This window comes from Phycisphaeraceae bacterium (assembly GCA_019636675.1).
In the GTDB taxonomy this organism is placed as follows: Bacteria; Planctomycetota; Phycisphaerae; order Phycisphaerales; family UBA1924; genus JAHBXC01.
In genome coordinates, this window is sequence record JAHBXC010000001.1 from 533178 (window position 1) to 558634 (window position 25457).

22 protein-coding genes and 1 tRNA gene are annotated in these 25457 nt (G+C 70.0%); 9 read left to right on the forward strand and 14 right to left on the reverse strand.

What is annotated here, in order from left to right:
- Window positions 1-109: 109 nt before the first annotated feature.
- The 4 genes from KF684_02285 to def form a co-directional block, all read right to left on the reverse strand.
- The gene (locus KF684_02285) at window positions 110-2056 is read right to left on the reverse strand and encodes a hypothetical protein (GenBank protein ID MBX3351737.1); all 1947 of its coding nucleotides are present in this window, start codon (window positions 2054-2056) and stop codon (window positions 110-112) included.
- 76 nt (window positions 2057-2132) lie between these two features.
- Window positions 2133-2711, reverse strand: coding sequence for a hypothetical protein (locus KF684_02290; GenBank protein MBX3351738.1), 579 nt, complete (start codon window positions 2709-2711; stop codon window positions 2133-2135).
- Entirely contained in the window at window positions 2708-3685 is a 978-nt protein-coding gene (gene fmt / locus KF684_02295; protein MBX3351739.1) for a methionyl-tRNA formyltransferase, read from the reverse strand. Before fmt ends, KF684_02290 begins: the two co-directional genes overlap by 4 nt.
- On the reverse strand, window positions 3682-4248 hold the full coding sequence (gene def / locus KF684_02300) for a peptide deformylase (protein ID MBX3351740.1): 567 nt from the start codon (window positions 4246-4248) through the stop codon (window positions 3682-3684). The genes fmt and def overlap by 4 nt, the downstream gene beginning before the upstream one ends.
- Before the next feature lie 186 nt (window positions 4249-4434).
- Here def and KF684_02305 point away from each other — a divergent pair, with 186 nt between their 5' ends.
- Entirely contained in the window at window positions 4435-5916 is a 1482-nt protein-coding gene (locus tag KF684_02305; protein ID MBX3351741.1) for a tetratricopeptide repeat protein, read from the forward strand.
- A 55-nt stretch (window positions 5917-5971) separates the two neighbouring features.
- A complete protein-coding gene (gene kdsB / locus KF684_02310; protein MBX3351742.1) occupies window positions 5972-6727 on the forward strand; it encodes a 3-deoxy-manno-octulosonate cytidylyltransferase in 756 nt (251 codons plus the stop codon).
- A 3-nt stretch (window positions 6728-6730) separates the two neighbouring features.
- Here the strand turns inward: kdsB and KF684_02315 are convergent, their stop codons facing one another.
- The 3 genes from KF684_02315 to KF684_02325 form a co-directional block, all read right to left on the reverse strand.
- Window positions 6731-7774 (reverse strand): hypothetical protein, encoded by a 1044-nt coding sequence (locus KF684_02315; protein MBX3351743.1) that lies wholly within the window; start codon window positions 7772-7774, stop codon window positions 6731-6733.
- Between the two features lie 87 nt (window positions 7775-7861).
- The gene (locus KF684_02320; GenBank protein MBX3351744.1) at window positions 7862-8977 is read right to left on the reverse strand and encodes an LOG family protein; all 1116 of its coding nucleotides are present in this window, start codon (window positions 8975-8977) and stop codon (window positions 7862-7864) included.
- 51 nt (window positions 8978-9028) lie between these two features.
- Window positions 9029-13186, reverse strand: a complete 4158-nt coding sequence (locus KF684_02325; protein ID MBX3351745.1) for a hypothetical protein — start codon at window positions 13184-13186, stop codon at window positions 9029-9031.
- Between the two features lie 637 nt (window positions 13187-13823).
- On the opposite strand from KF684_02325, the gene KF684_02330 reads away from it, so the two are divergent.
- From KF684_02330 to KF684_02345, 4 genes are all read left to right on the forward strand, one after another.
- Complete coding sequence (locus KF684_02330) at window positions 13824-14189, forward strand: hypothetical protein (protein ID MBX3351746.1); 366 nt, start codon at window positions 13824-13826, stop codon at window positions 14187-14189.
- Window positions 14190-14421: 232 nt separating this feature from the next.
- Complete coding sequence (locus KF684_02335) at window positions 14422-14778, forward strand: integration host factor subunit beta (protein MBX3351747.1); 357 nt, start codon at window positions 14422-14424, stop codon at window positions 14776-14778.
- 32 nt (window positions 14779-14810) lie between these two features.
- Window positions 14811-15971 carry a class I fructose-bisphosphate aldolase gene (locus KF684_02340; protein MBX3351748.1) on the forward strand — a complete coding sequence of 387 codons (1161 nt, stop codon included), beginning with the start codon at window positions 14811-14813 and terminating at the stop codon, window positions 15969-15971.
- Window positions 15968-16597, forward strand: coding sequence for a hypothetical protein (locus tag KF684_02345; protein MBX3351749.1), 630 nt, complete (start codon window positions 15968-15970; stop codon window positions 16595-16597). Before KF684_02340 ends, KF684_02345 begins: the two co-directional genes overlap by 4 nt.
- Here the strand turns inward: KF684_02345 and KF684_02350 are convergent.
- Both KF684_02350 and KF684_02355 read right to left on the reverse strand, forming a co-directional pair.
- Window positions 16590-17501, reverse strand: coding sequence for a hypothetical protein (locus tag KF684_02350; protein MBX3351750.1), 912 nt, complete (start codon window positions 17499-17501; stop codon window positions 16590-16592). The two genes, KF684_02345 and KF684_02350, sit on opposite strands and share 8 nt — an antisense overlap.
- On the reverse strand, window positions 17498-18061 hold the full coding sequence (locus tag KF684_02355; protein ID MBX3351751.1) for an HAD family hydrolase: 564 nt from the start codon (window positions 18059-18061) through the stop codon (window positions 17498-17500). Before KF684_02355 ends, KF684_02350 begins: the two co-directional genes overlap by 4 nt.
- 94 nt (window positions 18062-18155) lie before the next feature.
- Here KF684_02355 and KF684_02360 point away from each other — a divergent pair, with 94 nt between their 5' ends.
- Window positions 18156-18518, forward strand: a complete 363-nt coding sequence (locus KF684_02360; protein ID MBX3351752.1) for a PilZ domain-containing protein — start codon at window positions 18156-18158, stop codon at window positions 18516-18518.
- Here the strand turns inward: KF684_02360 and KF684_02365 are convergent, their stop codons facing one another.
- Window positions 18519-20183, reverse strand: a complete 1665-nt coding sequence (locus tag KF684_02365) for a DEAD/DEAH box helicase (GenBank protein MBX3351753.1) — start codon at window positions 20181-20183, stop codon at window positions 18519-18521.
- A 278-nt stretch (window positions 20184-20461) separates the two neighbouring features.
- Between KF684_02365 and alr the strand changes: the two genes are divergently transcribed.
- Window positions 20462-21754, forward strand: coding sequence for an alanine racemase (gene alr / locus KF684_02370; GenBank protein ID MBX3351754.1), 1293 nt, complete (start codon window positions 20462-20464; stop codon window positions 21752-21754).
- A gap of 63 nt (window positions 21755-21817) precedes the next feature.
- On the opposite strand, the gene KF684_02375 is transcribed toward alr, so the two are convergent.
- Both KF684_02375 and KF684_02380 read right to left on the reverse strand, forming a co-directional pair.
- Window positions 21818-22474, reverse strand: coding sequence for a hypothetical protein (locus tag KF684_02375; protein ID MBX3351755.1), 657 nt, complete (start codon window positions 22472-22474; stop codon window positions 21818-21820).
- Between the two features lie 188 nt (window positions 22475-22662).
- Window positions 22663-22735, reverse strand: a tRNA-Val gene (locus KF684_02380).
- A 57-nt stretch (window positions 22736-22792) separates the two neighbouring features.
- On the opposite strand from KF684_02380, the gene KF684_02385 reads away from it, so the two are divergent.
- Window positions 22793-23299 (forward strand): GAF domain-containing protein, encoded by a 507-nt coding sequence (locus tag KF684_02385; GenBank protein ID MBX3351756.1) that lies wholly within the window; start codon window positions 22793-22795, stop codon window positions 23297-23299.
- Here KF684_02385 and KF684_02390 read toward each other — a convergent pair whose 3' ends face one another.
- Both KF684_02390 and gcvT read right to left on the reverse strand, forming a co-directional pair.
- Window positions 23300-24277 carry a DnaJ domain-containing protein gene (locus KF684_02390; GenBank protein MBX3351757.1) on the reverse strand — a complete coding sequence of 326 codons (978 nt, stop codon included), beginning with the start codon at window positions 24275-24277 and terminating at the stop codon, window positions 23300-23302.
- Between the two features lie 35 nt (window positions 24278-24312).
- Window positions 24313-25437 carry a glycine cleavage system aminomethyltransferase GcvT gene (gene gcvT / locus KF684_02395; protein ID MBX3351758.1) on the reverse strand — a complete coding sequence of 375 codons (1125 nt, stop codon included), beginning with the start codon at window positions 25435-25437 and terminating at the stop codon, window positions 24313-24315.
- Window positions 25438-25457 lie beyond the last annotated feature (20 nt).

Consider the following 25457-nt stretch of genomic DNA (forward strand, 5'->3'; position numbering starts at 1 on the left):
GCGCAGCGACGCGGAACGCCGAGCCCGAGAGACCTAACAAGAGCCATTCATCGCGACGGTGAAGCCGCGAGCAGCGTCGATTGCGGCGGATCGCACGACCGGACGGAGATCACTCCGTTCGGGGCGTCGCGATGCTCCCGAGGATGTCCGGGCCCCCGTCGACCGGAACGAGGCGCGGGTAGCGCATCCCCCCGTCGTACGCGACGCGCACCGGGCGGATCTGGCCGTCCCACTTCACGAGCAGGTCGACGCCGCCGCGCTCGGGGGTCGCGGCCACCGCGTCGCGCAGCGACTGGGCGGAGTACTCGACGTGGTCGTCGTGTCCGGGCGCGCCGACCCCGACGATGGTCATGTCGTAGCCGAGACCGGCCCGCCACGCCGGGGAATCGAGCAGGATCTCACCGATCTCGCCCCCGTCGCGCACGCTGACGCCGATGGACGCTCGGAGATCGGCGGCCCTCGACACGACCGACACCCGATCCGAGCGGGTGAACGGCTCGCCCGTGTACTCGAACCGAGAACCCAGCGCACGCGCGAGCGCGTCGAACCCGAGGTCCCGACGCGGCGACTCGATCCGCTCGCGGATCATCGCGTCCCAGTCGACGCCCGCGTACACGGCGCGCAGCGCGTCGACGACGTCCTGTCGGGTGTGCTCGACGACGTCCCCGGCGCCGGGCGGCGCCTTCACCCCAAAGAACGCGCGCGAGAAATCGTCCAGAGACCGCTCGTTGTTCGTGGCGCCGCGGATCAGCGCGTCGGCTTCCAACCAGAACAGACTTCCCTCGTGGTAGTAGTCCTGACGCCGGCGCAGGTTCTCGAAACGGGGCGAGGTCTCGCGCAGGTGGCGCAGCCCGGCGGCGGTGTCCTCGACGCTGCGCCAGGCGCGCCCGGGCTGCATCGCGTACCGGTGCATGCGCTCCACCAGCGCGTCCCGGAACTGCTCAAAGGTCAGCAGCCCGCTGCGCACCGACATCACATCGGTGTAGTAGGTCGTCAAACCCTCGTACACCCACATCAGCCGGGTGTCGGCCGGGGTGTGATAGTTCTCGTGCAGAAGCCCCCCCTGCGCGACGAGCTTGCCGACCCACACGTGCACGTACTCGTGGGGCACCGTGCCCATCGGCGAACCGCCGGGCTTCTCCGAATCGCGCAGCGTGCGGCTCGGGTACCGGATCAGCGTGCTCTCCCGGTGCTCGACGCCGAACCCGGGCAGGTCGTCGCTCATCGCGATCAGATAGCGGAACTGCCCGAAGGGGAACGCGCCGAAGACCGCCTCGCACTCGGCGTGCATGCGGTTGAACTTCTCCATGCGCTCGGGAGGCATGACGAGGAATTCCTCCGAGGGCGCCACGGCGTCGAAGGTGTGCACCGCGCCGTTCATCGGCGACATCGCCCACGACGCGAGGTGTTCGCCCATGATGGCCGGCGCGTCGACGAATATCGCCAGCGGCGCCACCCCGAGACCGACGCGCTCCACGCCGCCGTCGCGCGAACCGCGGTAGACCCTTCCCGGCGCGAGCAGCGAGGTCGAGGCGCTCCAGCCATCGGGCATCAGCAGCACGCCGTCGATCAGAAACTCGTTCTTGTCCGCGCCGCCGGGGTAGAACAGCACGGTGTTGAAGTTGATCACCCCGAGGTTCGGGCGCCCGTAGGAATCGCTCGAGCGCGAGTTCACCCAGGGCTGGCTGGCGATGTAGGAGTACCTGAGTCGGACCTCGCGCGCGTCGGGCGGGATGTCGAGCGTCTTGCGCACCGTGCGCGCCGGGTCGCGACGCCACTCGATCACGCGCCCCTTGTCGTCGCGCGCCGAGAAGTTCACGAGATTCTGGACCGGCCCGCTCGGGTTGTGGTTCCCGGGGACCCACTCGACGAACCAGATGTCCGCGCCGCCGCGATCGTCGCGCGCGAACTCGCCCACAGGGATCGCCATCTCGGCGTGGAGCAGGTGACGGGGCAGGTCCGTCGCGTCGACGGTGAGGCGCGCGGGCTGAGAGGCGGCGCACCCGCTGAGCAGCACGAGGGCGAGTGGGATAAGCGTCAAGCGTGCAGAGATCATCGCGGGCCCTCGATCGGGGTGATCGCTCCGGGTCGTCACGGGAAGTTGTATCGCGTCCGGCGCCGTCCGGATTCGCTCAGGCGGCGACGACGCGCCGGGCGTCCTGCGCGGGCTCGACGCACTCGATGCCGAGCGCGACGCGCTCCGCCGGGGTGAGGTAGATCGAGAGCTCGGCCGGCACCTGCTTGATGCCGCGCCGGCGGGCCTTGCCGATCGCGTAGCGCATCGACTGCCACACGCGCCGGCGCACGCCATCGGTGATGTTCAGCTCGCGGACCTGCATCTGCTCGATGGCCCACGCCCAGGCCATGTGCTCTTCGAGGCAGCGGGGCGAGTAGCGGTGGAAGCCGATGGCGTGGTGGCCGATCTCGTGCAAAAAGACCGCCGCCGACATCGGCCCGCGCGGCCTGGGCGCCTCGATCAGTTTGGAGACGCTCCCGTCGGCATACATGACCTGCCACGCGACGCCCGACATGTTCGAGCGCCACTTGCGCACGCGCACGCCGTGCTCGGAGAGCATGTCGCGGACCAGCGAGTCGTAGCGAGCGCGCATCGAGTTCGCCGATCGCGCCGGCTCCAGCGGAGCGGGCGCGGGCTCGGCGCTGAGCTTCTCTGGTTCACGGTGCCTGCCCAGCAGGTCCCAGAGGGAGATCATCGCGCGCCCCCCTCGATGACGGCCGGCTCGGTGAAGCGGAACCCGCGCGCGAAGTCCGGCCACGCGAGAGGACGCTTGCCTTCGGGTTGCACCTCGAGAATCCGGAGCATCGTGCCTCCGCCGCAGACCACCGTGCCGAGCTCGCGATCGGCGACCGTGCCGCACGCGAGCCCCATGCTCGTTGTATCGGGATGTCCTGTCAAGTCTTGCACTCGCAGGAGCTTTATCGTCACGCCCCCCAGCCGGACTCCAACTCCGGGCCAGGGGTTCAGCGCGTGAACGGTGCGGCGGATCCGCGGCGCGTCCCACGAGAGGTCGATCACGCCGTCTTCCTTGCGCAGCTTGCGCGCGTGCGTGACGAGCGACTCGTCCTGCGTCTGAGGGCGCAGCGCGCCGCGCGCGTGCTCGTCGAGCACGCGCAGCACGAGCGCCGGGCCGTCCTGCGCGAGCAGGTCGTGCAGCTCGCCCGTCGTCACGAGCGGGTCGATCGGGCGCTCGCTCATCCCCAGCACCAGCCCGGCGTCCATCCGGTCGGCGAGCGTGATGACGCTGTTGCCCGTCGTCGCGTCGCCGGCCCAGATCGCGTGGTTGATCGGCGCGGCGCCGCGCCAGCGAGGCAGTCGCGACGCGTGGAGATTGATCGCGAACACCCCGTCGAGCAGCGAGGTCCCGAGCTTCTGCCCGTACGCGATGACGACCCAGGCGTCGGCGCCGAGCCCTCGCAGCGTTTCGACGACGCCGGGGTCGTTGATGTTCTCGGGTTTGAACACGCGCGCCGCGTCGACATGCTCGCCCGCCCACGCGCCGATGGGGCTGGGCGTCAGCTTCATGCCGCGACCGGCGGGCCGGTCTGGCTGCGTGACGACGCCGACGAGCCGGTGCTCGGACGCGATCGCTTCGAGGGTTGGCAGGCCGAAGGCGCCCGAGCCGAGAAAGAGGATGCGCAGCCCACGCCGCTCGCCGGCGCCGGTCACCGGAACCTCACCGCGCGCTCGAGCTCGCGGATCGCGCCGCGTGTCTTGAGGCGCGACACCTGCGTGAAGCGGTCCATGATGAGCACGCCGTCGAGGTGGTCGTTCTCGTGCTGGATGCATCGCGCCAGGAGGCCGGCGGCGTGGAAGGTGAACTCCTCGCCGTGCGCGTCGAGAGCCCTCACGATGACCTCGGGGGGCCGGAGGACCTCGCCCCGGATCTCGGGGAGACTCAGGCAGCCCTCCTCGCCTCGGATCGGGGGGCCGATGTACTTCTCGATCCTGGGGTTGATGAAGGCCATCGGTCCCGGGGTCGCCGTGGGGGGCTCGGCGTGGATGGATCGCTCGTCGTCCTCCGTGGGGGGCACGTCGAGGACGAAGAGTCGCCACGAGACGCCGACCTGCGGCGCCGCGAGCCCGATGCCCTCGGCGTTGTACATCAGATCGACCATGCGCCCGACGACGGAGCGGACCTCGTCGGTCACTCGCTCGATGGGCGCGGCCTTGGCGCGAAGGGAATCGGCAGGGTAATGGAGGATGGACAGGTTCTCGGGCCGGATCGACATCTCCCGTAGTGTATGGAACGCCCTCGCTCGGAGCGAACGGGTACGATTGACGCTTTCCTCGCCGACTCTCTAGCATGGCGTCGCGTCGGGGCGGTTGCCCGCAACCGGTCGCGCCCTCCCCGCGGATGGGCGGGGTGAGATTCGTTCGCGTCGTCGAGTCGCTCGCAGGAGGGAGTCCCCTTGGCCTTGTTCGGACGGAAAAAATCAGACGAGGGTCAGGGCAACGGCGCGACGGCGTCGAGCGCCGACGCGTTCACCTCCGACCCCGTGAAGGCCAAGAAGTTCTTCGACCACGCGCAGGCGGTCTACGACACGACCAACTACGCCTACTCGACCGTGCTCTGGCTCCAGGGGCTCCGGCAGGACCCCACGAGCATGTACGGGCTCGAGAAGTTCTTCGAGTCGGCCCAGGCCTTCGCGCGAGGCGAGAACCGCGACAAGCCCACCAAAGAGCAGCTGAGCAACTTCGGGGGCAAGGGGCCCGTTGAGTCGTACCTCGGCGACCTGCTGAACTGGGGCACGAGGCCCGACGACGCCCCTCGCGTGCTGCGCGTCCTCGAGAGCGCGAGCAAGCTCGACCTCTCGGAGCACGGCTATTGGATCGCCGAGCGCAGTCTCCCCTCGCTGCTGACCACGCGGTCCAAGAAGGACATCCTCGTCAAGATGAAGGACGCGCTGGTGAAGATCGGCGCGTTCGACCTCGCGGTCAAGGCCGGCGAGGCGGCCATGATGGTCGACCCGACCGACAGCGCCCTCGAGGCGGAGATACGCAACCTCGCGGCCCAGGCGACGATGACCAGCGGCGGGTACGAGCAGACCGGGCAGGCCGGCGGGTTCCGCGCGAACATCCGCGGCGCCGAGCAGCAGCGCAAGCTCGAAGAGCAGACGCGCATCGTCAAGACCGAGGACACGGTCGACCGGCTCATCGAAGACGCCAAGGCCGACTACGAACGCCGCCCCGACGATCGCAACACCATCGGCAAGTACGCGCGCATCCTGCAGGAGCGAGGGCGCCCAGAGGACGTCAAGGTCGCGTACGAAGTGCTCATGGCGGCGTACAAGCAGTTCGACGAGTTCCGCTTCCGCCAGCAGGCCGGCGACCTCCGCCTGCGCCACGCGCGCCGCCAGCTCGTGAAACTCCGCGAGGTCGCCAAGGCCGACCCGTCGGGAGACGCCGCGAAGAAACTGCCCGAAGCCGAGCGGAAGTTCGTCGAGATGGAGCTGGAGGAGTTCAAGCTCCGCGCCGCGAACAACCCGACGGACCTGGGCTTCAAGTACGAGCTGGGCGTTCGCCACTTCCAGCTTGGCAACGACGAAGAGGCCATCGCGCTCTTTCAGGAGGCGCAGCACGACCCCAAGCACCGTTCGCGCGTGCTCAGCTATCTCGGCCAGTCGTTCCAGCGCATGGGGTGGCACTCCGAGGCCGCCGACACCTACCGGCGCGCGCTCGAGGGCATCGAGATCGACACCGACGAGCTGGGGTACCAGCTGCGCTACGGGCTGATGGAGTCCCTCGCGACGATGGCGGAAGAGCAGCGAGACCTCGCGGCGGCGGAAGAGGCGTACAAGATCGGCTCGGGCATCGCGATGCAGCAGATCAGCTACCGCGACATCCGCGAGCGCCGCGACGCGCTCCAGAAGCTGATCCGCGAGCTGAAGGGCGTCTGATCGCGCCGACCACGCACCCACCGAACCACACGCACGCGACCGCGAGCCGGACCTCATGAAACCACAGATCATCGTCGTCATCCCCGCGCGCCTCGGGAGCACCCGCCTGCCGCGAAAGGTGCTGCTCGCCGAGACCGGGCGCACGCTCGTCCAGCACGTGTACGACAACGCCGCGGGCGCGAAGAGCGCGACGCGCGTCGTCGTCGCGACCGACAGCGCCGAGGTCGCCGACGCCTGCGCCTCGTTCGGGGCCGAGGCGGTGATGACCTCGCCCGACCACGTCAACGGCACATCGCGCATCGCCGAGGCAGCGGACACGCTCGGCGTGCGCGACACCGACATCGTCGTGAATGTTCAGGGCGACGAGCCGGAGCTCGAGCCGCGCGTCCTCGACGCGGCGGTCGAGGCGATGCTCCGAGACGACCGCTGCGTCATGAGCACGCCTTGCGCGCCCTTCGGCGCCGACGAGCGCATCGACGACCCGGCGGCTGTCAAGGTCGTCTTCACGCGCGACGGGGCGGCACTCTACTTCTCCCGCTCGGTCATCCCCCACGATCGCGACGGCGACGCGCCGCCCGAGGCCCGGCCCCTCCGCCACATCGGGCTGTATTGCTACCGGCGCCCGTTCCTGCGCGAGTACCTCCGGCTCACGCCGACCCCGCTCGAGCAGGCCGAGAAACTCGAGCAGCTCCGCGTGCTCGAGCACGGGCACCGCATCGCGATGGCGACATGCCACACCGACAGTCGCGGCGGGATCGACACGCGCGAGCAATACGACGCCTTCGTGGCGCGATGGAAGTCGCGGCGCTGAACCTCAGCGGTTCGACGCGCCCGAGTCGGACGCGAGCGTCTGGAGCTTCGGCAGGAGGCGAACGCGCGATTCGGCGCGGGGCACGAGCGCGACGACCGCCTTGAGTCGCGGCGCTCGGGACGAGCCCGAGTCATCGGTCTCGAACGGGTCCCACGATGTCAGCATCGCTTCGCCGAGCGTCAGCGGCGCAGGCGCCGGGGGACCGAAGACGCCCTCCAGCCCGGTGATCGTCCAGGCGTCGTCCGCCGGCTCGAAGCCGTCGTCCTCGATGGTCTCGCCTGACCGCTCGCGCTCCTGCGCGTCGGACGCGATCGAGAGCCAGTCGGCGTCGGGAGACTCGGGCACGAGCAGGTACGCGAAGCCCGGCTGCAACTCCGCCTCGAAGGCCAGCGCCGGGACCACCTCGCCGCGGGTGAGTTCGTAGGTCGCGAAGTCCTCGGAAGCCGGTCGAGCGAGCGGGTCGAAGGGCGCGACACGGGGCGAATCGGGCACGAGCTGGGTCGTCAACTCGACGCGCACGCGATCGCCCTCGGGCGTCGGTGTCGACCAGCAGCGCGCCAGGAGGCGCGGGCCGCACTTCGGAAGCGTGACGAGTCGATCGTCGATGACCACCGTAGCGCCGCGCGGCAGTGTTCGGGCGCGGAACGCCTCTCCCCACGCGAGCGACCAGCCCATCCACGCGCGCTCGGTGACGCCCACCATGTCGAGCCCGTCGCGCAGCGCGCCAAGGTCGGCGAGCGGGACAGCGACGAGGCGCAGCCCGTTGGCGCGAAGCGCCGCGAGCGATTCCTCGCTGAGCGGCGTGGGCTGGTAGAGGTACGGCGCAAGCGCCGACGCGAGCGACGCCTGCGAATCGCGGCAGACGAACCAGAGGACCTCGAGCCCGTTCGCGCCGCCGCGAACGACGGGCGTCAGCACATCGACGGACGCGGGCTGCTGGGTGAGCTGCGTCAGCTCGACGCCGGCGTCTCGCTTCGCGCACGACGCCGCCGCGAGGGCCGTGGCCGCGAGAAGGATCGCACGGGCTGTCGGTCTGGGGCGCGTCATGCGAGTGGGCGAGAGGGTACCCGGTCCCGGGCCGATACGAAAGCCCCCCGGGGCCGGTTGCCGGCGGGAAAGATATCCCCAGCCGTATCAGGGGGTTGTCTGGGCGCCCCTGGCCGGCTCGAACGAGTTGATCCGGTCGATCAGCGTCCGGACCAGCCCGAACTGGCGACGGGTGTGGGTGAACGCGAGTCGCGGGAGGTGCGGCAACTCGTCGCCCTCCTCGGCGTATGGCCCGCGCTGCGTGATGCGTCCCTCGCGCACGAGCATGCCGAACTCGGCGTTGAGCACCTCGATGTCCTCCTCGCGCAGCGGGGCGCGAAGGCGGATGATGTAGTCGTCGCGCACGTACCGGGACGAGTGATAGTTCCGGTAGAAGCGACAGACGTACTGCACCGCGTCGGCAGGGTCCTCCGCGATGTAGTACAAGTCGCGGTCTTCGGGGCTGATGAAGCCCTTCTCGAGGAGCGACCGCCGGATGTAGTTCTCCCAGTGGCGCCAATAGTCGCCGTGCTCGCCCTCGACCATGACGATGGGCTTCATCTCGCTCTTGCCGGTCTGGATGAGGGTGAGGATCTCGAAGGCCTCGTCCTGCGTGCCGAAACCGCCCGGGAAGCAGGCGACGGCGTCCGCCTGGCTGACGAACATCAGCTTGCGCGTGAAGAAGTAGCGGAAGTTGATGAGCTTGTCGTCGCCCGCGATGATCGTGTTCGCCGTGGTCTCGAAGGGCAGTCGGATGGAGAGCCCGAACGACGCCTCGCGACCTGGCCCCTCGTGCCCGGCCTTCATGATGCCGTCGCCGGCGCCGGTGATGCACAACCAGTCCTTGGCGGCCATCATCTTGGAGAACTCAACGGCGGCGAGATAGTCGGGGTGCGCCGGGGGCGTGCGCGCCGAGCCGAAGATGCTGATCTTCAGCCGGTCCTGGTACTTCGCGAACACGCGGTACGCGTGCCGGATCTCCTTGACGGCGGCGGTGATCAGTTTCAGCTCGCCGGTCTGGCGATCGTCGCGGATGAGTTTGAGCGATGTGCCGATCAGGTCGCGCATCAGGCGACCGTCGAAGCTCCCGGGGTCCATGCCCGAGTCGCGGATGAGCGCGTCGATGCCCTCGAGCATCGGCGGCGTGGGGAAGTCGCCTCGGAGCGGCGCCGGGGTTGGTTCTGCGACGGGTTCTGGGCCGGTGGCCTTGCCGTGATCAGCCATGTGCTTGTGGTGTCCTGAGGGTGGAGCGAGCAAAGGGGTGGAAGCGCAGCGTCAGCGATCGTTGGGCTGGATGGGTCTGGCCGGGGGACGCTCGCGGGTGACGGCATCATTGCGCGTGCCGAAGATGCTGTCGAGGAACCGCCGGGTCGTCGGGAGCGTTTCCACGCTGTAGCGAGGATCGGTGAGCGGGCCGGTGACCCGCGTGGTCACCAGCTCGTCGCGGAACGCCTCGAAAAGGTCGCTCAGCAGCGGCGCGCGCCTCGCGGCGCGGCTCGTCACGCGAAGGTCAAGATTCAGCGAAGGCCACCGGAGATGCCCTTGCCCCGTGAGCGTCACCGAGTCGGACGCGACGCCCAGTTCCTCGAACATCACCCGGTCGCCTTCGAGGAAGAACCTCGCGTGCGCGAAGTCGAGCTCCTCGCCCGTGGGGAGCTGCAGGTTGCTCAACTCGATCAGGCGCGACAGCAGCGGGAGTCGCACGACCTCGCCCCCCCACACGCGCACGGCGCCGCGACCGACCCGCGTCGACGGAGCGCCGGCCACGCCCGCGACGCCGATGGTCGCGTCGATCTGGCCGGAGCGACCGGGCGTGCTCGTCGACTCCTGCTCACCGGTGATCGCGAGGTCGTCGCGCAGGCCCTGGAGCGAGACGCCGCTGAACTGTCCCTCGACCTGATACTCGAGCGTGCGCGGCGCGCCGATCGCGTTCGCGCGGGCGCGAGTGATCTTGCCGAACCCGGTCACGCGACCGGAATACGCGTCGGCCTCGAAAAGCGGGATGAGGAACGAATCCCCGGCGTCGGCGCCGATCACGCGCGCACGCCCCGCCCCGAGCCGCAGGCGCTGGACGCGCGCGGAGTCGAAACGCAGCGAGGCGTCGAGGGGTCGCGCGTCGCCGGTATCGATCTGGAGTACGACCGAGCCGTCGACGTCCGCGATGTCCGTGCCGCCCACGTCGAACGACGCGCCCTCGAACCGGATGGTGGCGCCGAGGAGCGTGGGCGCGGACGACGCGATGACGAGCCCGGCGCGATCGACCGTCGCGCGGGTCGCGCGGAAGGTCGCCGCCCGGAGCGCATCCCCCGCCGCCCCGGGCAGGAACGCGAGCCTGGACTCGTCGAGGCGCTCGATCGATCCCGTGAAATCAACGTCGAGCGAGGGCGCATCGCCCAGCGTGGCGCGGCCCCGGAGATCGAGGGAGACTCCCTCGGAACGGAGGGCCAGGTCGTCGAGGAGAATCACCCCCCCCCTGCGCAGGATCGACCCGCGCTCGACGGCGAGATCGATCGTGTGGTCCTTGCGCGTGAGCGACAGCGAACGCGGCGTGAGCGTGATCGCGTCGACTTCAGGGCGTTGCGAGGCGCCCGATCGGACGATCGCGTGCGCGTCCGAGAGGAGGCGAACCCCCCACCCGGTGAGCGCCGTGTCGATCGTGTCGGTGCGCTCGGGGGTGAACGACCGGACGAGCGCGCGCGTCATCGCGGAGGGCCAGCGCACCTCTCCCGCGACGCGCAGCTCGCGAGCGTCCTCGCGCTGCGCCGTCGATCCTCGGGGCGAGAGCCAGGCCGACGCGTCGAACTCCCCGTCGAGCGTGAGCCGGACCGGGGGCTCGCCGGCGAAGGATGCGTCGGCCGAGAAGTCGCGGAACGCCGCGATCATCGGCCCGCCCTGGCGCGCGTCGATGGATGCGCCGCCCTGGCTGCGCGACAGCGCAATCCGATCACCGATCGCGTTGAACTCGATGGAGCGGAGCGAGGAGATGTCCACGCGGGCGCCGACCCCGCCGCCGCTCGACCCGTCGGCGCTGACCACGACGCGCGAGTCCAGCGTGCCTCGGAGCGCGACCGCGTCGATCCCGGCGCGGATCGCCGACGCGGTCTCGCTCGAGAAGGGCGCGACGAGGCGTTCGAAGGGCGACGCGAGGTCGAGCGCGCCGATGTCGAGTCGCAGGTCGACCGCTCCCAGCGCGCCGTCGGCGATGCCGACGCTCCCGTCGATCGCGAGCGGGCCTGCGCCCAGACGCCCGCGCAAGCCGCTGAGTTCGAGCGATGCCTCGCTCACGCTGACGCGACCCGCGAGCTCGGTCACGAGGTCGGATGGCGCGCCGCCCGGTGCGCAGGCCACGCCTTCGAACTCGAGAAAGACATCGAAGCCAAGTTCCCCGTTGTCTCGTGGGAGGACCCTCGCGATCGCGCCGGCGTCGCCGCGGAGCCCGAGCGCGCGCACCGCGTCGGACGCGTTGAAGCCCGACTCGTCCGACGCGTCGCGTGTCCGTGGATTGCCGACGCCGCCCGGGATCGCCGCCAGCAGGCGCTCGTCGATGGGCGTGCCCTGCGTGCGGATCATGATGGTCGGAACGAAGACCGATTCCCCGGCGTCGCGCAGCAGGATGTTGCCGAGCATGTCGCCCTCGCCCCCCGAGAGGGGACGGAGGACCGGGATGCGCACCTCCGCGACCTCGGAAGTCACCTCGATGGTCGCGTGCTCGACGATCGCAGGGAGCGGGAATCGGTCGACGAGCAGCCCGGCCTCGGGGAGCGAGAGCCGGGCGCGCCAGAGATACTCGCTGTTCTCTCCCTGCGCCCTGAAGACCCGGATATCGAGCGTTCCGACGCCCCCGAGCGCGAACGAATCGGGGAGCAGGCCGGCGTCGCGAAGGCGCGACTCCGCCTCTCGGCTGAAGATCGAACCGAGGAGCCCTGCGCGCGAGGAGGGCATGGCCGCGTCGAACGCGTCGTCGAGGGGGAGGTCGTCGAAGACGATCTGCAGGTCGACCATCGCGCCGTCGGTCGGGGGGGCGATAACGCCCTGAACGCGCATGCTCGCGCCGGTCGGTCCCTTCCCGGTCATCTCTTCGATGACGATCCTGTCCTCGTCGAAGCGGACGCGGGCCGTCATGTCGCGCACCGGGTACGGGAAATCGGCGAACGACGCGGACCCCTCGCGGAAATCGAGGACGCCCGCGATCGAGACGGGCGCCGGCGAGTCCTGGCGCGACTCGCCTCGGGTCACGACCACGCGGGCCTCCATGAGCGCCGTGGGCGATGAGAAGGACTCGATGCGCCGACGCACGACCGGCGGCGCGAACGGGAGGAGCTGGGGGCGCTGCGCGACCTGGAATGGCTCGGCGGTGTCGAAGCGGATGGTGAACCCGGCGTCCAGCCCAAGCGAGGTCGTGTCGAACACGACGCGGTACGGCAGGTCCTCGATCAGCCCGGTGATCTGCGCGTGCAGGCCCGACGCGCCCAGCGTCGCGGTCCCCTTCGCGTCGGAGATCCGCATGAAACGGTCGGGCTCGGCGCGAGGCCCGGGTGAGAACTCCAGGTCCGCCTGCGGGTCGGCGGCGATGGGCAGCAGGAGCGCGACGTCGGCGAAATGGAACTCGGCTCGCACGCCGTCGCGATCGCTGTACACGAACTCTGTCCGCTCGACTTCGCCCTCGAGCCGGAGGCGCGTCCAGAGGTCGCGCACATCGCTGGGCGCGGCCTGCGGCCCCCAGGAGGCGAGGTCGAGATTCTCGAGCATGAGGCGCCCCTCGACCCGGATCGGGTCGTAGAGGCCCTCGAGCGTGATCGGCGTGGGGTTCTTCGGTGCACGCGACTCGGCGCTGCTCGCCGACTCGACGAGCGCGATCTGGTAGATGCCGCGGTCCTTGTCCGAGCGCGAGAGCGAACCGTCGACCTCGATGGTGGCGAGCCGGCTGTACGCAGCGTCGTCGTGCTCACCGAACTCGACCCGCCCGCCGCGCACGACGACGAGAGGGAGCTCGAGCGGGGCGCTCCCGCCCGGGCTGGGGTTCAGGTTGGCGATGTTCAGGGTGGAGGTCCCGACGCGCTGGCTGAGGCGCAGCGTGGGCTTGTCGAAGCGGACCTCGCGCACGCCGAAGCGGCCGGCGAGTATCGCGCCCCAGTCGAGCGTCGCATCGAGGCGTTCGACGACCAGCACGGTCGACGCGTCGGTCGGCACTCCCGGCGCAACGCCCACGACATCGCGGAGCGTCACCGTTGCGAACCCGGTGAGCGACGCGTGCCCGATGGAGACCTCTGCGCCCAGCGCGTCGGCCAGGCGCGGCTCGACGATGGCGCGCAGCGCGAACGAGCGCGTGGCGATAAACAGCCCGGCCCCGAGGAGCGCGCACGCCGCGATGAACGCGAGCGCGAGCGCCCGGCGGGTTCGTCGTGTGCGTCGTGGTGACCTGGCTTCGCGCATCCTGAGGTTCCGGGCCCGCCGGGGCCGGTATACTGCGGGCGTGCCGCCGACTTCGGTTCGAGGGCACGACAATCTGCGCCCGTAGCTCAGCAGGATAGAGCGGCGGTTTCCTTCGCACGCGCGACACGGCGTCGCGACGAAAGAGGGGCCCGGCCCGGTGACGGGTCAGGGCGAACCGGGTGAACTCGGGGAACCCCACGCGTACGCACGCGAGGGCAATCCCGAGCCGAGCCGTCGGCGGGGTGCGCGACCGAGAGCTTGTCTCGGCGCGCGGCCGACGGAAGGTGTAGAGACCAGCGGGTGAGCCGCCCCGGCGATACCCCCGCGTAGGCGCCCGAGCACCGTTCGTGTTCGGGCGCCGAAGCGCCCGGCGACCACGAGACGAGCGATCGTCGAAGGGGTCGAAGAGATGGTCCAGCCCGTCGAGCGATCGACGGACCGCTGAAACCGCAGGTCGGAGGTTCGAGTCCTCCCGGGCGTATTGTGATCACCGACGCGCGGGTTGCCGCGCGTCAACATGAGCGTTGCACGGACGCGACAACGCCGGAACGAGCCCTCGGCGCAGCCGACTCGAGGGCCGATCCGGGCGAGTTTTCCCGGACCATTTCGATGGTTCGGGATTTGCCCCCTGACTCCCGTGCCACCAATCGCAGAACAGACATCCCGCATCGCGTTCGCCGCTTCGGCCCTGCTGGTCGCCGCCGGGCTTGCCGGCTGCGCCGCGAGCCAGGAGGCGCACTCGCCCCGACAGGCCGGGCTGTGGGCGATCGAGCCGCTCCACGCCCCGGAACCCGGCCCGGCGCTCGCGCCCGGCGCAGGGGCCTGGGTCGCGTCGACCGGGTGGGTCGCGCCCGGGGAGGCGATCGCGGCCCGCCGGGACTCGGGGCTGATCGCCCGGCCCCCGGCGCCGCTGGTGGACGCCAGCGTGTGGCCCGGCCCGCCCGTGCCTCTCGAGCTTCGACGCATCCCGACGATCTACTCCCGATGGGGCACGAGGCACTGACCCCCCTCAGAAACGCCGGATCGCCGCAAATACTTACAGCACGCGAACATACATCGCGAAGATTCCGACGATTCCTCGCGTAACCCGTGAGAATCTGGGTTGATTCCGGAACGATCTCACGCGATACTGGGCGTCGCCGAGATGTGACCGACTCAGGGGATGCGCCCCGGTCGGCACAACTCTTTGGCAGTGCTGACCGACGCGTCGAGGCGCCTGAGCGGAGGGAACGGCCGTGGCGACGATAACGAAAAAAGACCTGGTCGACCGGGTCGCAGCGGCGACCAAGATGAAGCGCACCGACGTGCGCGATGTTGTTCAGTGCCTGTTCGACCAGATCGTTCTGGAGCTGGGCCGGGGGAACCGGCTGGAGTTCCGCGATTTCGGCATCTTCGAGACGAAGTCTCGTGCGCCGCGCGTCGCGCAGAACCCAAAGACGCTCGAGCGGGTCGAGGTGCCCGCCAAGCGCACCGTGAAGTTCAAGGTCGGCAAGCTGATGCAGGATTCGCTCGACGCGCCGGACCTCATCGAGCAGAAGGTCCAGGACCACTGGCCCCATTCCTTCAGCGACGATCAGCTCATCGCCGACTGATCCGCGAGCGTCTCCCCGATATCATCCGCCCCGTGCGCACACGCCGCCCCGTCCCCGACGGGGGCGGCATGCTTTCATCCACGCTGTCCCGTACGCGAGCACCGACCATGCCCTCGATCGCCGAACTCCTCGGACCCGACGCCGACGCCCTTCTTTCCTACGAGTCCAAGGGGTTCCCTCGCGCCTCGCTCGCGCTGCCCGGGCCCGATTTCGTCGATCGCGTGTTCACGCAGACCGATCGCTCGCCCAACGTGCTGCGGAACTTCCAGACCATCCTCAACACCGGGCGCCTCGCCGGCACCGGCTACACCTCGATCCTGCCCGTCGACCAGGGCATCGAGCACTCCGCCGTCGCGTCGTTCACCGCGAACCCGGCGTACTTCGACCCGGCGAAGATCGTCGAGCTGGCGATCGAGGGCGGGTGCAACGCGGTCGCGAGCACGCTGGGCGTGCTGGGCGCAGTGTCGAGGAAATACGCGCACCGCATCCCCTTTCTCGTCAAGCTCAACCACAACGAGCTGATGTCGTTCCCCAACACCTTTGACCAGACGCGCTACGGCTCGGTCAAGCAGGCGTTCGACATGGGCGCGATGGCCGTTGGCGCGACGATCTACTTCGGCTCGGCCGAGTCGCGCCGCCAGATCGACGAGGTCTCGGCGTGGTTCGAAGAGGCGCACGACTACGGCCTGGTCACCGTGCTCTGGTGCTACACCCGCTCCGACGCGTTCAAGCAGGACAAGGACTACCACGCGTCCGCCGACCTGACCGGCCAGGCCAACCACCTGGGCGTGACGATCCAGGCCGACATCATCAAGCAGAAACTCCCCACCATCAACCGCGGCTACGACGCGCTCAACAACAACGAGAAGTACATCACCAAGGGCGAGAAGTACGGCAAGTTCGACAAGGCCATGTACGACAAGTTCACCCCGGGCGATCACCCCATCGACCTCTGCCGCCTGCAGGTCGCCAACTGCTACATGGGGCGCATGCCCCTCATCAACTCGGGCGGCGAGAGCAAGGGCGCGAGCGACCTGGCCGACGCCGTGCGCACCGCCGTCATCAACAAGCGCGCCGGCGGCATCGGGCTCATCTCGGGGCGCAAGGCGTTCCAGCGCCCGATGAAGGAGGGCGTCGCCCTGCTCAACGCCATCCAGGATGTGTACCTCGATAAGAGCGTGACGATCGCGTGACGCGGCTCGCGCTCACGGGCGTCGTCGCACTCCTGGTGCTGGCGCTTGTTTCGGGCGCGGCGTACACCACCGTTGTCAACGCGTCGCGCGAGGAGCCCGAGCCGCTCGCGCGCGTCGAGCTGCGCTCCTGGGTCGTCGCCGGGCGGGGACGTCACCTCTACGCGCAGATCACTGCGCCGCCCGGGTTCGAGCACCTCGATACGGTCGTCGAGTACACCGGCGCCTTCGCGCGCCGGGGCTATACCCCCCCACCGGCGCGCGAGGACCGCGACCGGATCGTCAAGGTCGCGCGCGGCGATCGCGTCTGGTCGTTCCTGCCCATCCCGCCCGATCACCGCCTTGAAGCGGTTTACTGGGCGCCCCTCAGCGCCGTGGCGGAGCTGCAGCGTGACCGCGCGTTCGAGTCGCGCTACTTCCTGCTCGGGCCCAACAGCACCTCGGGCCTCCGCGCCGCGTTCGAGAGCGCGGGGCTGGCGCTGCCGGCCCACGTGCTGGAGCGCGGCGGGCCTCTCGGCGAATTCCCGGGGATCGAAACGCTCCCTGGAGTCGAGATCGCTGGCGATCAGTGGGGCCGTTTCGGCTTCGTCGCCGGGCCCGAGCCGGCGCCGCTGGGGCGTCTCAGATGAACACGCGCACGGCGCGCGTCGGCGTTTCGAGGTCGTCGCGCAGCCGGATCGCCAGCCACTCGGCGTGGTCGGCGTCGCGCGCCACCACGAACAGCCCGCTGCCGCTGCCCGTCACGTGCGCAGGCGAATCGGTCGATCGCGCCGCGGCTGCGCGCATGTCGCCCAGCGCGGGCTGCACCATCGCGGCGGCGATCGCCAGGTCGTTGAACAGCGCCTCGCTCACGATCTCGCCGGACATCGCGAGCCGGCGAACCTCTTCGGCGCGCAGCTCGTGATCCGCGCCGAGGGTTTCGTCGAACGCGCGGTACACCGCCCCGGTGTTGCAGCCGAAAGGCGGGAAGACCATCGCGAGCCAGATGTCGCTGTCCCGGCGCTCCAGGCGCTCGATGCGATCGCCCAGCCCCTCGACGATCGCCGCGCGCGGGACATCGCCCTCGTCGAGGAAGTACGGGACGTCGCTGCCGATCGAGGCGCCGATCTCGCGGAGCGCGTCGTCGTCGATCGCGAGTGAATAGGCGTCTCGCAGCGCCGCGAGCATGGCGGCGGCGTTCGAGGAACCGCCCCCCATCCCGCTGCCGACGGGGATGCGTTTGTCGAGGCGCAGCTGGGTCGCGAGGCGGGCGCCGAGGCGCGCTTCGAGCGCGTGATGGGCGCGGACCGCGAGGTCCTTCGCGATGGGCCAGTCGATGTCGGTCCGCCGCGGCGCGTCGTCGTGCCAGAGGATCGCGTAGCGGCTCGCGCGCGACTCATCGAGGGGCGTCAGCGTGAGCGTGTCGCGAAGATCGACCGGGGCCATCCAGCTGGAGATCGGGTGGTAACCGCGTTCGCCCTCTGGGGCCCCGACCGCCAGCGCGAGGTTCACCTTCGCGGTGGTGGTGCGGACGATCGTCAGGCCGCTGCTCACGCGAGCGCTTCCTTCGACCATCGCTCGATCTGCCCCTCGTCGAGCCCGTCGCGCAGCCGGTGGGCGTGGAGGATCAGGTCGGCCAGCTCGCGGAAGGCGCCTCGCCCCCCTTTGCTCGCGAGGACGAGCGAGACGCGCTCGCGGACTTCGGGTCGCGCGTCGGCCGGGCACGCGCTGAACGCGGCGAGGCGCATCGCGGGCAGATCGTTCACATCGTCGCCGATATAGACGCACCTTTCGGGCGGCACGCCGATCGCGGCGCAGGCGCGCCGGAGGCGCTCGCCCTTCTCGCCCGAGCCGACATCGACGTGATGCACGCCGAGCCCTTGAGCGCGGGCGCGGATCACGCCGTCGTCGTGGCTCGCGCTGATCCAGGCGATCTTGTACTTGGCCGCCTGGAGCAGTTTCACGCCCATCCCGTCGTGGACATGGAAGGAGCGTCCCTTGGCCCCGTCGGGGAAGAGGGCGATCGTGCCGTCGGTCAGCACGCCGTCGACATCGCTCAGAACGCCGGAGGGGGCGATGTCGCGCAGGACACGGAGGGCGTCGTCGTGGGTCACGGGGACAGGGTAGCCGCGAGACACGGGCCTGCGGAGCGCGAAACACCCGGGACGGGGCCAAAGTCGGCGCCTTTCCGGACCGATACAGCCCACGATGAGCCGCACCAAGGAACGCCCAGCGAACCCCGTCTTCGACCGACGCCTCTTCGCGCGCACGCCCGTGGAGCGCGGGGCCAAGCTCTTCCATCGCGCCGGGCTGTCCTATGCGCCCGGGCGCACGACCGACCTCTCCGAGGGCGGCGCCCTGCTGGAGGTCCACGCCGCACGCCCGATGACGCCCGGCGACGTCGTCGACGTGGTCATCGAGCCCAAGGTCGACGCCGGCGTGGTGCGCACGCGATCGCTGATCGAGGCGACCGTGGTGCGCGCCGTGCCGCTGACCGGCGATCTGCAGGTCGTCGCGGTGCGCTTCACCAGGAACCGCTCCGAGTTCGGTCGCGAGCGTCTCGCGGCGTGATCAGGGCGTTGCCGGCGGCGCGCCGTCGGGCGTGGGGTTGTCCGAAGGGGCTGCCTGCTTCATCGTCCGGTGCGTCTTGACGCGCCCGCCCATCGAGCGGGGAGGCATCTTCGTGGGCACGACGCCGCCGGGGAAGCGGCTCATATCGATCGCGGCGGCCGGCTTGGGTGGCGCGGCGACATACGCGAGGCGGTTGACGCCGGGCTTCGGAGGCGCGCCGGCGCCGGGCTTGTCCTTGGACCAGTCGCCCGGCGGGTCGCGGTGCTTGAAGTCGGGGTACTCGAGCTTGGGGATCTCTTTGTTCGAGAGCATCTCGATCGCCGTGAGCAGGTCGCCCTGCTCGCTGGTGACGAACGCCCAGGCCACGCCGTCGCGCCCGGCGCGCGCGGTGCGCCCGATGCGATGGATATAGACCTCGGGGTCTTCCGGGATGTCGTAGTTGACGACATGGGTGATAAGATCGACATCGAGCCCGCGCGCCGCGAGGTCGCTGGCGACGAGGACGGAGAGGTCGCCGTCGCGGAGCTTCTCGATGATGCGGTTCCGCTTGGCCTGGGGCAGGTCGCCGTGGATGGCGCGGGCGTTGATGCCGCGGTCTTCGAGCGCCTTGGACACCCTGTCGACGGTGCGCTTGGTCTTGCAGAAGACGATGGTGAGCCCGGGCTTCTCGTGCGTGAGCAGGTGATGGAGCAGGCGGGTCTTGTCCCACGGCTCGACGCTGAGATAGTGCTGCTTGACGAGGTCGACGGTGAGCGACTGGCTCTTGGGCTCGACGCGCTCGGGGTCGACCATGTACTTGCGCGCGAGCTTCTCGATCTCGGGGCTGATGGTCGCCGAGACGAAGATGGTCTGGTGCTCGACGCGGATCATCCCGAGGATCTTGCGGATGTCGTCGCGGAAGCCGATGTCGAGCATCCGGTCGACCTCGTCGAGCACGGCGAACTTGACACCGTCGACGCGGACGTAGCCGCGCTCGACCATGTCCATCAGGCGACCGGGCGTCGCGACAACGATCTCGGGGCCCTTGCGCAGCTTGTCGGCCTGGGTCTTGATGTTCTGCCCGCCGTAGACCGGGAGCACGCGCACGCCGGTGTGGCGACCGAGCTCCTCGATCTCGCCGGCGATCTGGATCGCCAGCTCGCGCGTGGGGGCGAGGACGAGGCCCTGGAAGGGGTCGCCCTTCTTCATCTGGTGCAGCACGGGGAGCGCGAAGGCGGCGGTCTTGCCCGAGCCGGTCTTGGCCTGCCCGAGGACGTCTCGCCCCTGGATCGCGAAGGGGATGAGCTGGCTCTGGATCCAGGTGGGCTGGGTGAAGCCCAGGTCCGTCACGCCGCGCAGGACATCCTCTCGCAGACCCAGATCGGCGAAGGTCTGGTCGGAGAAGACATCGGTGGCCTTGCCCCCGGCATCAGCGGCGACGCGCTTCTTCTTTCCTCGCGGAGCGCGCTCGACGTCGTCGTCTTCGTCTTCCTCGTCGTCACGGCGCGAGGGCGCCTGGACAGCGGTGGACGCCGAGCCGTCCGAGGGCTTCTTCTTGCCGCGTCGGCGCTTGCGCTTCTTCTTCGGCTTGGTTTCTGTGCTGGCGCCCTCATCGGAAACGGACTGGGCGGCACGGGGTTCGTCGGGCGCGTCGATCGCGTCCGGCGTCATCATCTCGTCGGTCATGCAGACCTCTGTGTGGCGTCGCCCGAAGCAACCCTCCGCCGGATGAAGGCGTCGGTCGCGTCCGGGCCCCCGGGGGCGGGGCAGGAGGCGGTCGACGCGAACCATCCGGCGAAGAACGGCGTGCCGGGCGACGGCGGGTGAACTGTCACGCGCGACGGAGAGCCCGCCGCTGGCGTTGGTGATCGTAGACTCCGGACCCGGTCGATACAAACGGGGCTTCTCGGACGCTCACTCCACCCATCATCGGCGCGCCCCGGGCCCGACTTCGCGAGTTTCCCGTGACCGACACCAGCTGGCTCGATATCGACCTCGACGCGCTCCGGCACAACGCCGGGATCCTGCGCGCCGTCCTCGGGGCCGCCCCGGGACCTTCCGAGACCCCCGCCCCCGGGCTGTGCGCCGTGCTCAAGGCCGACGGGTACGGTCTGGGAGCGCAGAAACTGGCCCCGACGCTCGAGCACGCGCGGGTCGACATGTTCGCCGTCTACACCCTCCGAGAAGCCGCGTCGCTTCTTTTCGTCACCTCGCGCACGCCGATCCTCGTGCTCATGCCCACAGCCGGGCTCGAGCCCCTGCGCGACCTGCGCCGCTCCCCGGGCTACGAGCGCCTCCGACTCACGATCCACAGCCGCGAGCAGCTGCGCGAACTCCGCGCCGCGCTCGACGCGGGGCTCCCGCCCGTCTCCGTGCACCTCGAGGTCGACACCGGCATGAGCCGCGGCGGCGCGAGCCCGAGCGACGCGTCGATGCTCGTGCGCGAGATCCACAGCGACCCGCGCGTGCGTCTTGCCGGCGTGTTCTCCCACTTCGCGTGCGCCGACTGCGACCCGGCGCTCACCGCGGCGCAGGGCCGGCGCTTCGACGAGTGGCTGAGCGAGGTCGCGCCGCTGCTCCCGGCGCAGTGCGTCGTGCACCTGGCAAACTCCTTCGGCGCGCTGCGCTCGTCGAGACACCATCGGGGGATGGTCCGCGCCGGGCTCGCCCTGCTGGGCTACGCAGTCGAAGAGTTCGACGACCCGGCGACCTTCCAGCACCGAGACGCGGCCGACGCGCTGCGACCGGCGGTGCGCTGGATGTCCTCGGTCATCCACGAGACCCGCCTCGAACCAGGCGCGACCGTCGGCTACGGCGCCGCCTGGCGCGCCACCCGCCCCTCGCGCATCGGGCTCGTCCCGGTCGGCTACGCCGATGGGTACCCGCTCTCGCTCTCGAACCGCGGCGTGGTGCGCGTGCGCGCGCGCTCCGAGTGGGCCCTCGCGCCGGTCGTCGGGCGCGTCAGCATGGACCAGATCACGGTCGACCTCACCGACCTCCCCGACGACGCGCCGCTCGTGGGCGCGTCGGTCGAGGTGCTGAGCGACGACCGCGCCGCGCCGAACTTCCTGCCCACAGTGGCGCACACCGCCGGGACGATCACGCACGAGCTGCTGTGCCGGTTGTCGCCTCGCGTCGTGCGCCGTCACCACCGGACCGCCGCGGAAGCGACGGGCCCTCGCGTCGTGGCGCTCGGGAGCGTGCCGCGCTCGTCGAGGCCGACGGCCGCGACCGGCGCTGGCACTACCGGCGTATGAAAGAAACAACGCCCCGCGTCGGGGCGTTGTGAAGTGCGCGTGCGTGAAGGTGTGACTGGATACTCACGCCCGACGGCGGCGGGTCGCGATCCCCGCGAGGCCGGCGAAAGCCATGGCGCCGCTCAGCGGCGTGGGGATCAGCGAAGGCGGCGGGGGCGGCGGGTTGTCGCCCACGGTCACGAAGCCCTCGCTGCCGCCGTCGCCGAAGCCGATCATGTGGACGCCGACGCGCAGCTCGCCGCTGTTGAGCGAGGCGATCACATCGTCGATGCCGAAGCCGCCGACGAGCGAGTAGGTCCAGGTGAGCGACTCGCCGGGGTTAATGCCGTTCACGGGCGGGGGCGGCTTGGCGGTCAGGCCCAGCGCGTCGGAAGAATTGAAGTCGACGGTCTCGCCGCCGGGGAGAGCGCCGCCAACCCCAGCGGTGAACTCGACGCCGCCCGAGTTCGTGATCGTCGCCAGGGCGAGCAGGACGCCCGCGGCGTTGTCGATCCAGATGGCTCGCACGCCGGAGGCGACGCCGCCAGAGGCGTTGCTGAGGGTGAACTGGGCGGTCGACCCGGCGCCGGCGAGGACGGACAGCGAGAGCTGCGCCTCGCCCGCGGCGGCGTTGACCGGGCTGTTGTTCGTGATGTTCTGGAACCCGAAGGTCGCGGCGGTCGCCATCCCGGCGAACGACGCAGCGACGATCCCGGCCGCGGCCATGCGTGTGGTCTTCATACTCGTCTCTCTGCTCCCGATGGTGATCTCTTCTCTCGTGCTGATGAAGGATACTTCGCGGGAACGAAGCGGCAAGTCGCTGCCCACCCGAAACTTGGCCCCGATAACGCCCGGTGATCGGGCTGGGAGGGCGTTGCAGCCAGGGGCTCGCCCCGGGGCGTCATACTGGGCAATCTGCAGGTCGGAAATGGGCGGGGAGGGATTCGAACCCACGACCCTCCGCGTGTAAAGCGGACGCTCTAGCCACTGAGCTACCCGCCCGGCTGGGACAAGCATACCCGTCGCGCTCGCCCCTGCGCCCTCGCCAACAATCCGGCGATGACTCACCGCGATTATCACGCCCTCGCCCAGGCCGCTCGCGACCGCTGCACCGGTGCGCGAGCAGAGCGCATGCGCGCTGTGGTCGACCTGCTCTGGGACGCCCTCCACCCCACCGGCGTCTCCTGGGTCGGGTTCTACACCCCGATGACCAGCGCCGACTACAGCGAGAACAGCGCATGGCGCGGCGAGGGGATGGTGCTTGGCCCCCGGCGCGACAAGCCCGCGTGTTCTCCCATCGGCATGCACGGCGCCTGCGGGCAGTCGTTCCTCTCGCGGCGCACCCTCGTCGTGCGCGATGTAAAGGAACTCGGGGAGCATTATGTCGCCTGCGACCCGCGCGATCAGAGCGAGCTGGTCATCCCCTGCTTCGCGAACGACGGCGCGTGCTGGGGCGTGCTCGATCTCGATTCGTTCGACATCGGCTCGTTCACCGACAACGACGCGCGCGGCATGGTGTCGGTGCTCGAAGCGGCCGGGCTAACCCGACGCGACGCGGCGGTCTGATTACTCCTCGCGCGCCGGGTGGCCGATGCGCTCGCCGATCTCGCGCAGGAGCGTCGCGTCCCGCTCGTCGAGCTCCTTCGGGGGCACGATCTTCACGATCGCGTAGAAATCACCGGCGGCGCCCTTCGCGTCGGAGACGCCCTTGCCCTTCACGCGCAGCTTCGCGCCGCTGGGTGTTCCCGGAGGGATCGTGAGCCCCACGACGCCCGAGGGGGTGCGCACATCGACCTTCGCGCCGAGCGTCGCTTCGACGATCGACAGGGGCAACGGCGCGTGCAGGTCCATCCCGTGGCGCTCGTAGGAGGGGTGCGGCGCGACGCGGATCTGCAGGAGCAGATCACCCGGGGGCGCGGAGCCGACACGCTCGCCCTTGCCTCGCAAACGCAGCTTCGCGCCGTCGGCGACGCCCTGGGGGATGGTGACCTCGATGGTCTCGACATCGCTGCCGCGGGTGAGTTGCAGCGTCCACGCGCCGCCCCGGAGCATGAGGTCGAAGGGGATAGTGATCTCGTGCTCGATGTCGCGACCCTTGGCCGGGGTGCGCGTGGCGCGACGGGCGCCTCCCGGTGAGTGCCGGCTGCGCCCGTACCCGGAGGGCCGCGCGCCGAAGACCTCTTCGAAGATCGAGCCGATGTCCTCAGCGTTGAAGGGATCTGAGTGGGGCGCGCCGCCTGCGTTGGTCCAGGTATAGGTCCCGCCCGGCCACCCTCGGGCCGAGCCCGGACCGCCCTGGCCTGCGCCGCCTGACATACCGGCGACATAGGCGTCGTGCCCGACGCGGTCGTAGGTCTTGCGCTTGTCCTCGTCCGAGAGCGTGTCGTAGGCCTCCTGCACCTTCGCGAACCTGGCGGCGGCGTCGGGGGCCTTGTTCATGTCGGGGTGGAGCTCGCGCGCCAGCTTTCGGTGCGCGCGACGGATGTCGTCCTTCGTCGCGTCGCGGCTCAGGCCCAGCACTGAATAGAAGTCGTCACGCGCCATCTCGGTTCAGCGTACCAGACGCCCGATCCCCCTTCTCAGGACTTCTTCGCCTTGTAGAACGGCATGGGCACGACGTGGGCCGCGAGCGTCGCGCCGCGCCCGGTGTCGATCTCGAGCGCCGTGCCCAGCTCGGCCTGCTGCGCGTCGACGTACGCCATGCCGATGGGCTTCTCGAGCGTGGGGCTGAGACACGCGCTGGTGACCTCGCCAACGGGCGCGCCCTGGCGCAGGACTTTCATGCCCTGTCGCGCGCTGCGCTTGCCCTCGATCTCGAGGCCAACGAGCAGGCGCGAGGGCCCGCCGTTCTCGTGGATCTTGACCAGCGCGTCCTGGCCGACGAACTTCTCCTCGCCGTCGTTCTGGCCCTTGTCGAGCGCGATGGCGAAGTCGAGGCGCGACGAGAGCGCGTCGTGCTCCTCGCCCAGCTCGTGCCCGTAGAGGGGCATGCCGGCCTCGAGCCGGAGCGTGTCGCGGGCGGCGAGGCCCGCCGGCTGCAGCACCGCGTTCGGATCGTCCATGTTCACGTCTTTGAGCAGCAGCTTCATCGCCATGCCGACCGCCATCGCCGGCAGGATGACTTCCACGCCGTCCTCGCCCGTGTAGCCGGTGCGGCTGACGATGAGCTTCATCACCATGAGGTTCTTGACGGTGAAGCGGTATCGCTTGAGCGTGGGGATCTCGCGAGAGACGCCGGCGATGAGCTCCATGACCTTCGGGCCCTGCAACGCAACCATCGCGGTCTTCGTCGTCTTGTCGTCGATGCTGACGGTCAGGTCGCCCTTGACCTGCGCGAAGTGGCCCAGCAGCTTCTCGCGGTTGCTCGCGTTGACGACCAGGAGGAACTCGTCCTCGTCCATGCGAGAAACGATGATGTCGTCGCGCACGCCGCCTTGCTCGTTGCAGACCATCGAGTAGCGGCACTGGCCCGCCTGCATGTCGCTGATGCGCCTCGTGCAGAGCTTCTCGAGGAACCGGCGCGCGTGGCGCCCCTTGACCTCGACGCGCCCCATGTGCGAGACATCGAACACGCCCCCGCTCGCGCGCACCTGCTGGTGCTCGGCGTGGACGCCCTTGTACATGATGGGCATCTCCCAGCCGGCGAAGTCGACCATCTTGCCGCCGTGATCGACATGGAACTGATAGAGGGGCGTGCGCTGCACTGGCTGATGCTCCTGCTGGC

Coding starts and splice junctions, on each gene's coding strand:
- KF684_02285 (MBX3351737.1), bottom strand. CDS start 2,056: ATGATCTCTGCACGCTTGACGCTTATCCCACTCGCCCTCGTGCTGCTC.
- KF684_02290 (MBX3351738.1), bottom strand. CDS start 2,711: ATGATCTCCCTCTGGGACCTGCTGGGCAGGCACCGTGAACCAGAGAAG.
- def (MBX3351740.1), bottom strand. CDS start 4,248: ATGTCGATCCGGCCCGAGAACCTGTCCATCCTCCATTACCCTGCCGAT.
- kdsB (MBX3351742.1), top strand. CDS start 5,972: ATGAAACCACAGATCATCGTCGTCATCCCCGCGCGCCTCGGGAGCACC.
- KF684_02315 (MBX3351743.1), bottom strand. CDS start 7,774: ATGACGCGCCCCAGACCGACAGCCCGTGCGATCCTTCTCGCGGCCACG.
- KF684_02320 (MBX3351744.1), bottom strand. CDS start 8,977: ATGGCTGATCACGGCAAGGCCACCGGCCCAGAACCCGTCGCAGAACCA.
- KF684_02325 (MBX3351745.1), bottom strand. CDS start 13,186: ATGCGCGAAGCCAGGTCACCACGACGCACACGACGAACCCGCCGGGCG.
- KF684_02360 (MBX3351752.1), top strand. CDS start 18,156: ATGAGCCGCACCAAGGAACGCCCAGCGAACCCCGTCTTCGACCGACGC.
- KF684_02365 (MBX3351753.1), bottom strand. CDS start 20,183: ATGACCGACGAGATGATGACGCCGGACGCGATCGACGCGCCCGACGAA.
- KF684_02375 (MBX3351755.1), bottom strand. CDS start 22,474: ATGAAGACCACACGCATGGCCGCGGCCGGGATCGTCGCTGCGTCGTTC.
- KF684_02385 (MBX3351756.1), top strand. CDS start 22,793: ATGACTCACCGCGATTATCACGCCCTCGCCCAGGCCGCTCGCGACCGC.
- KF684_02390 (MBX3351757.1), bottom strand. CDS start 24,277: ATGGCGCGTGACGACTTCTATTCAGTGCTGGGCCTGAGCCGCGACGCG.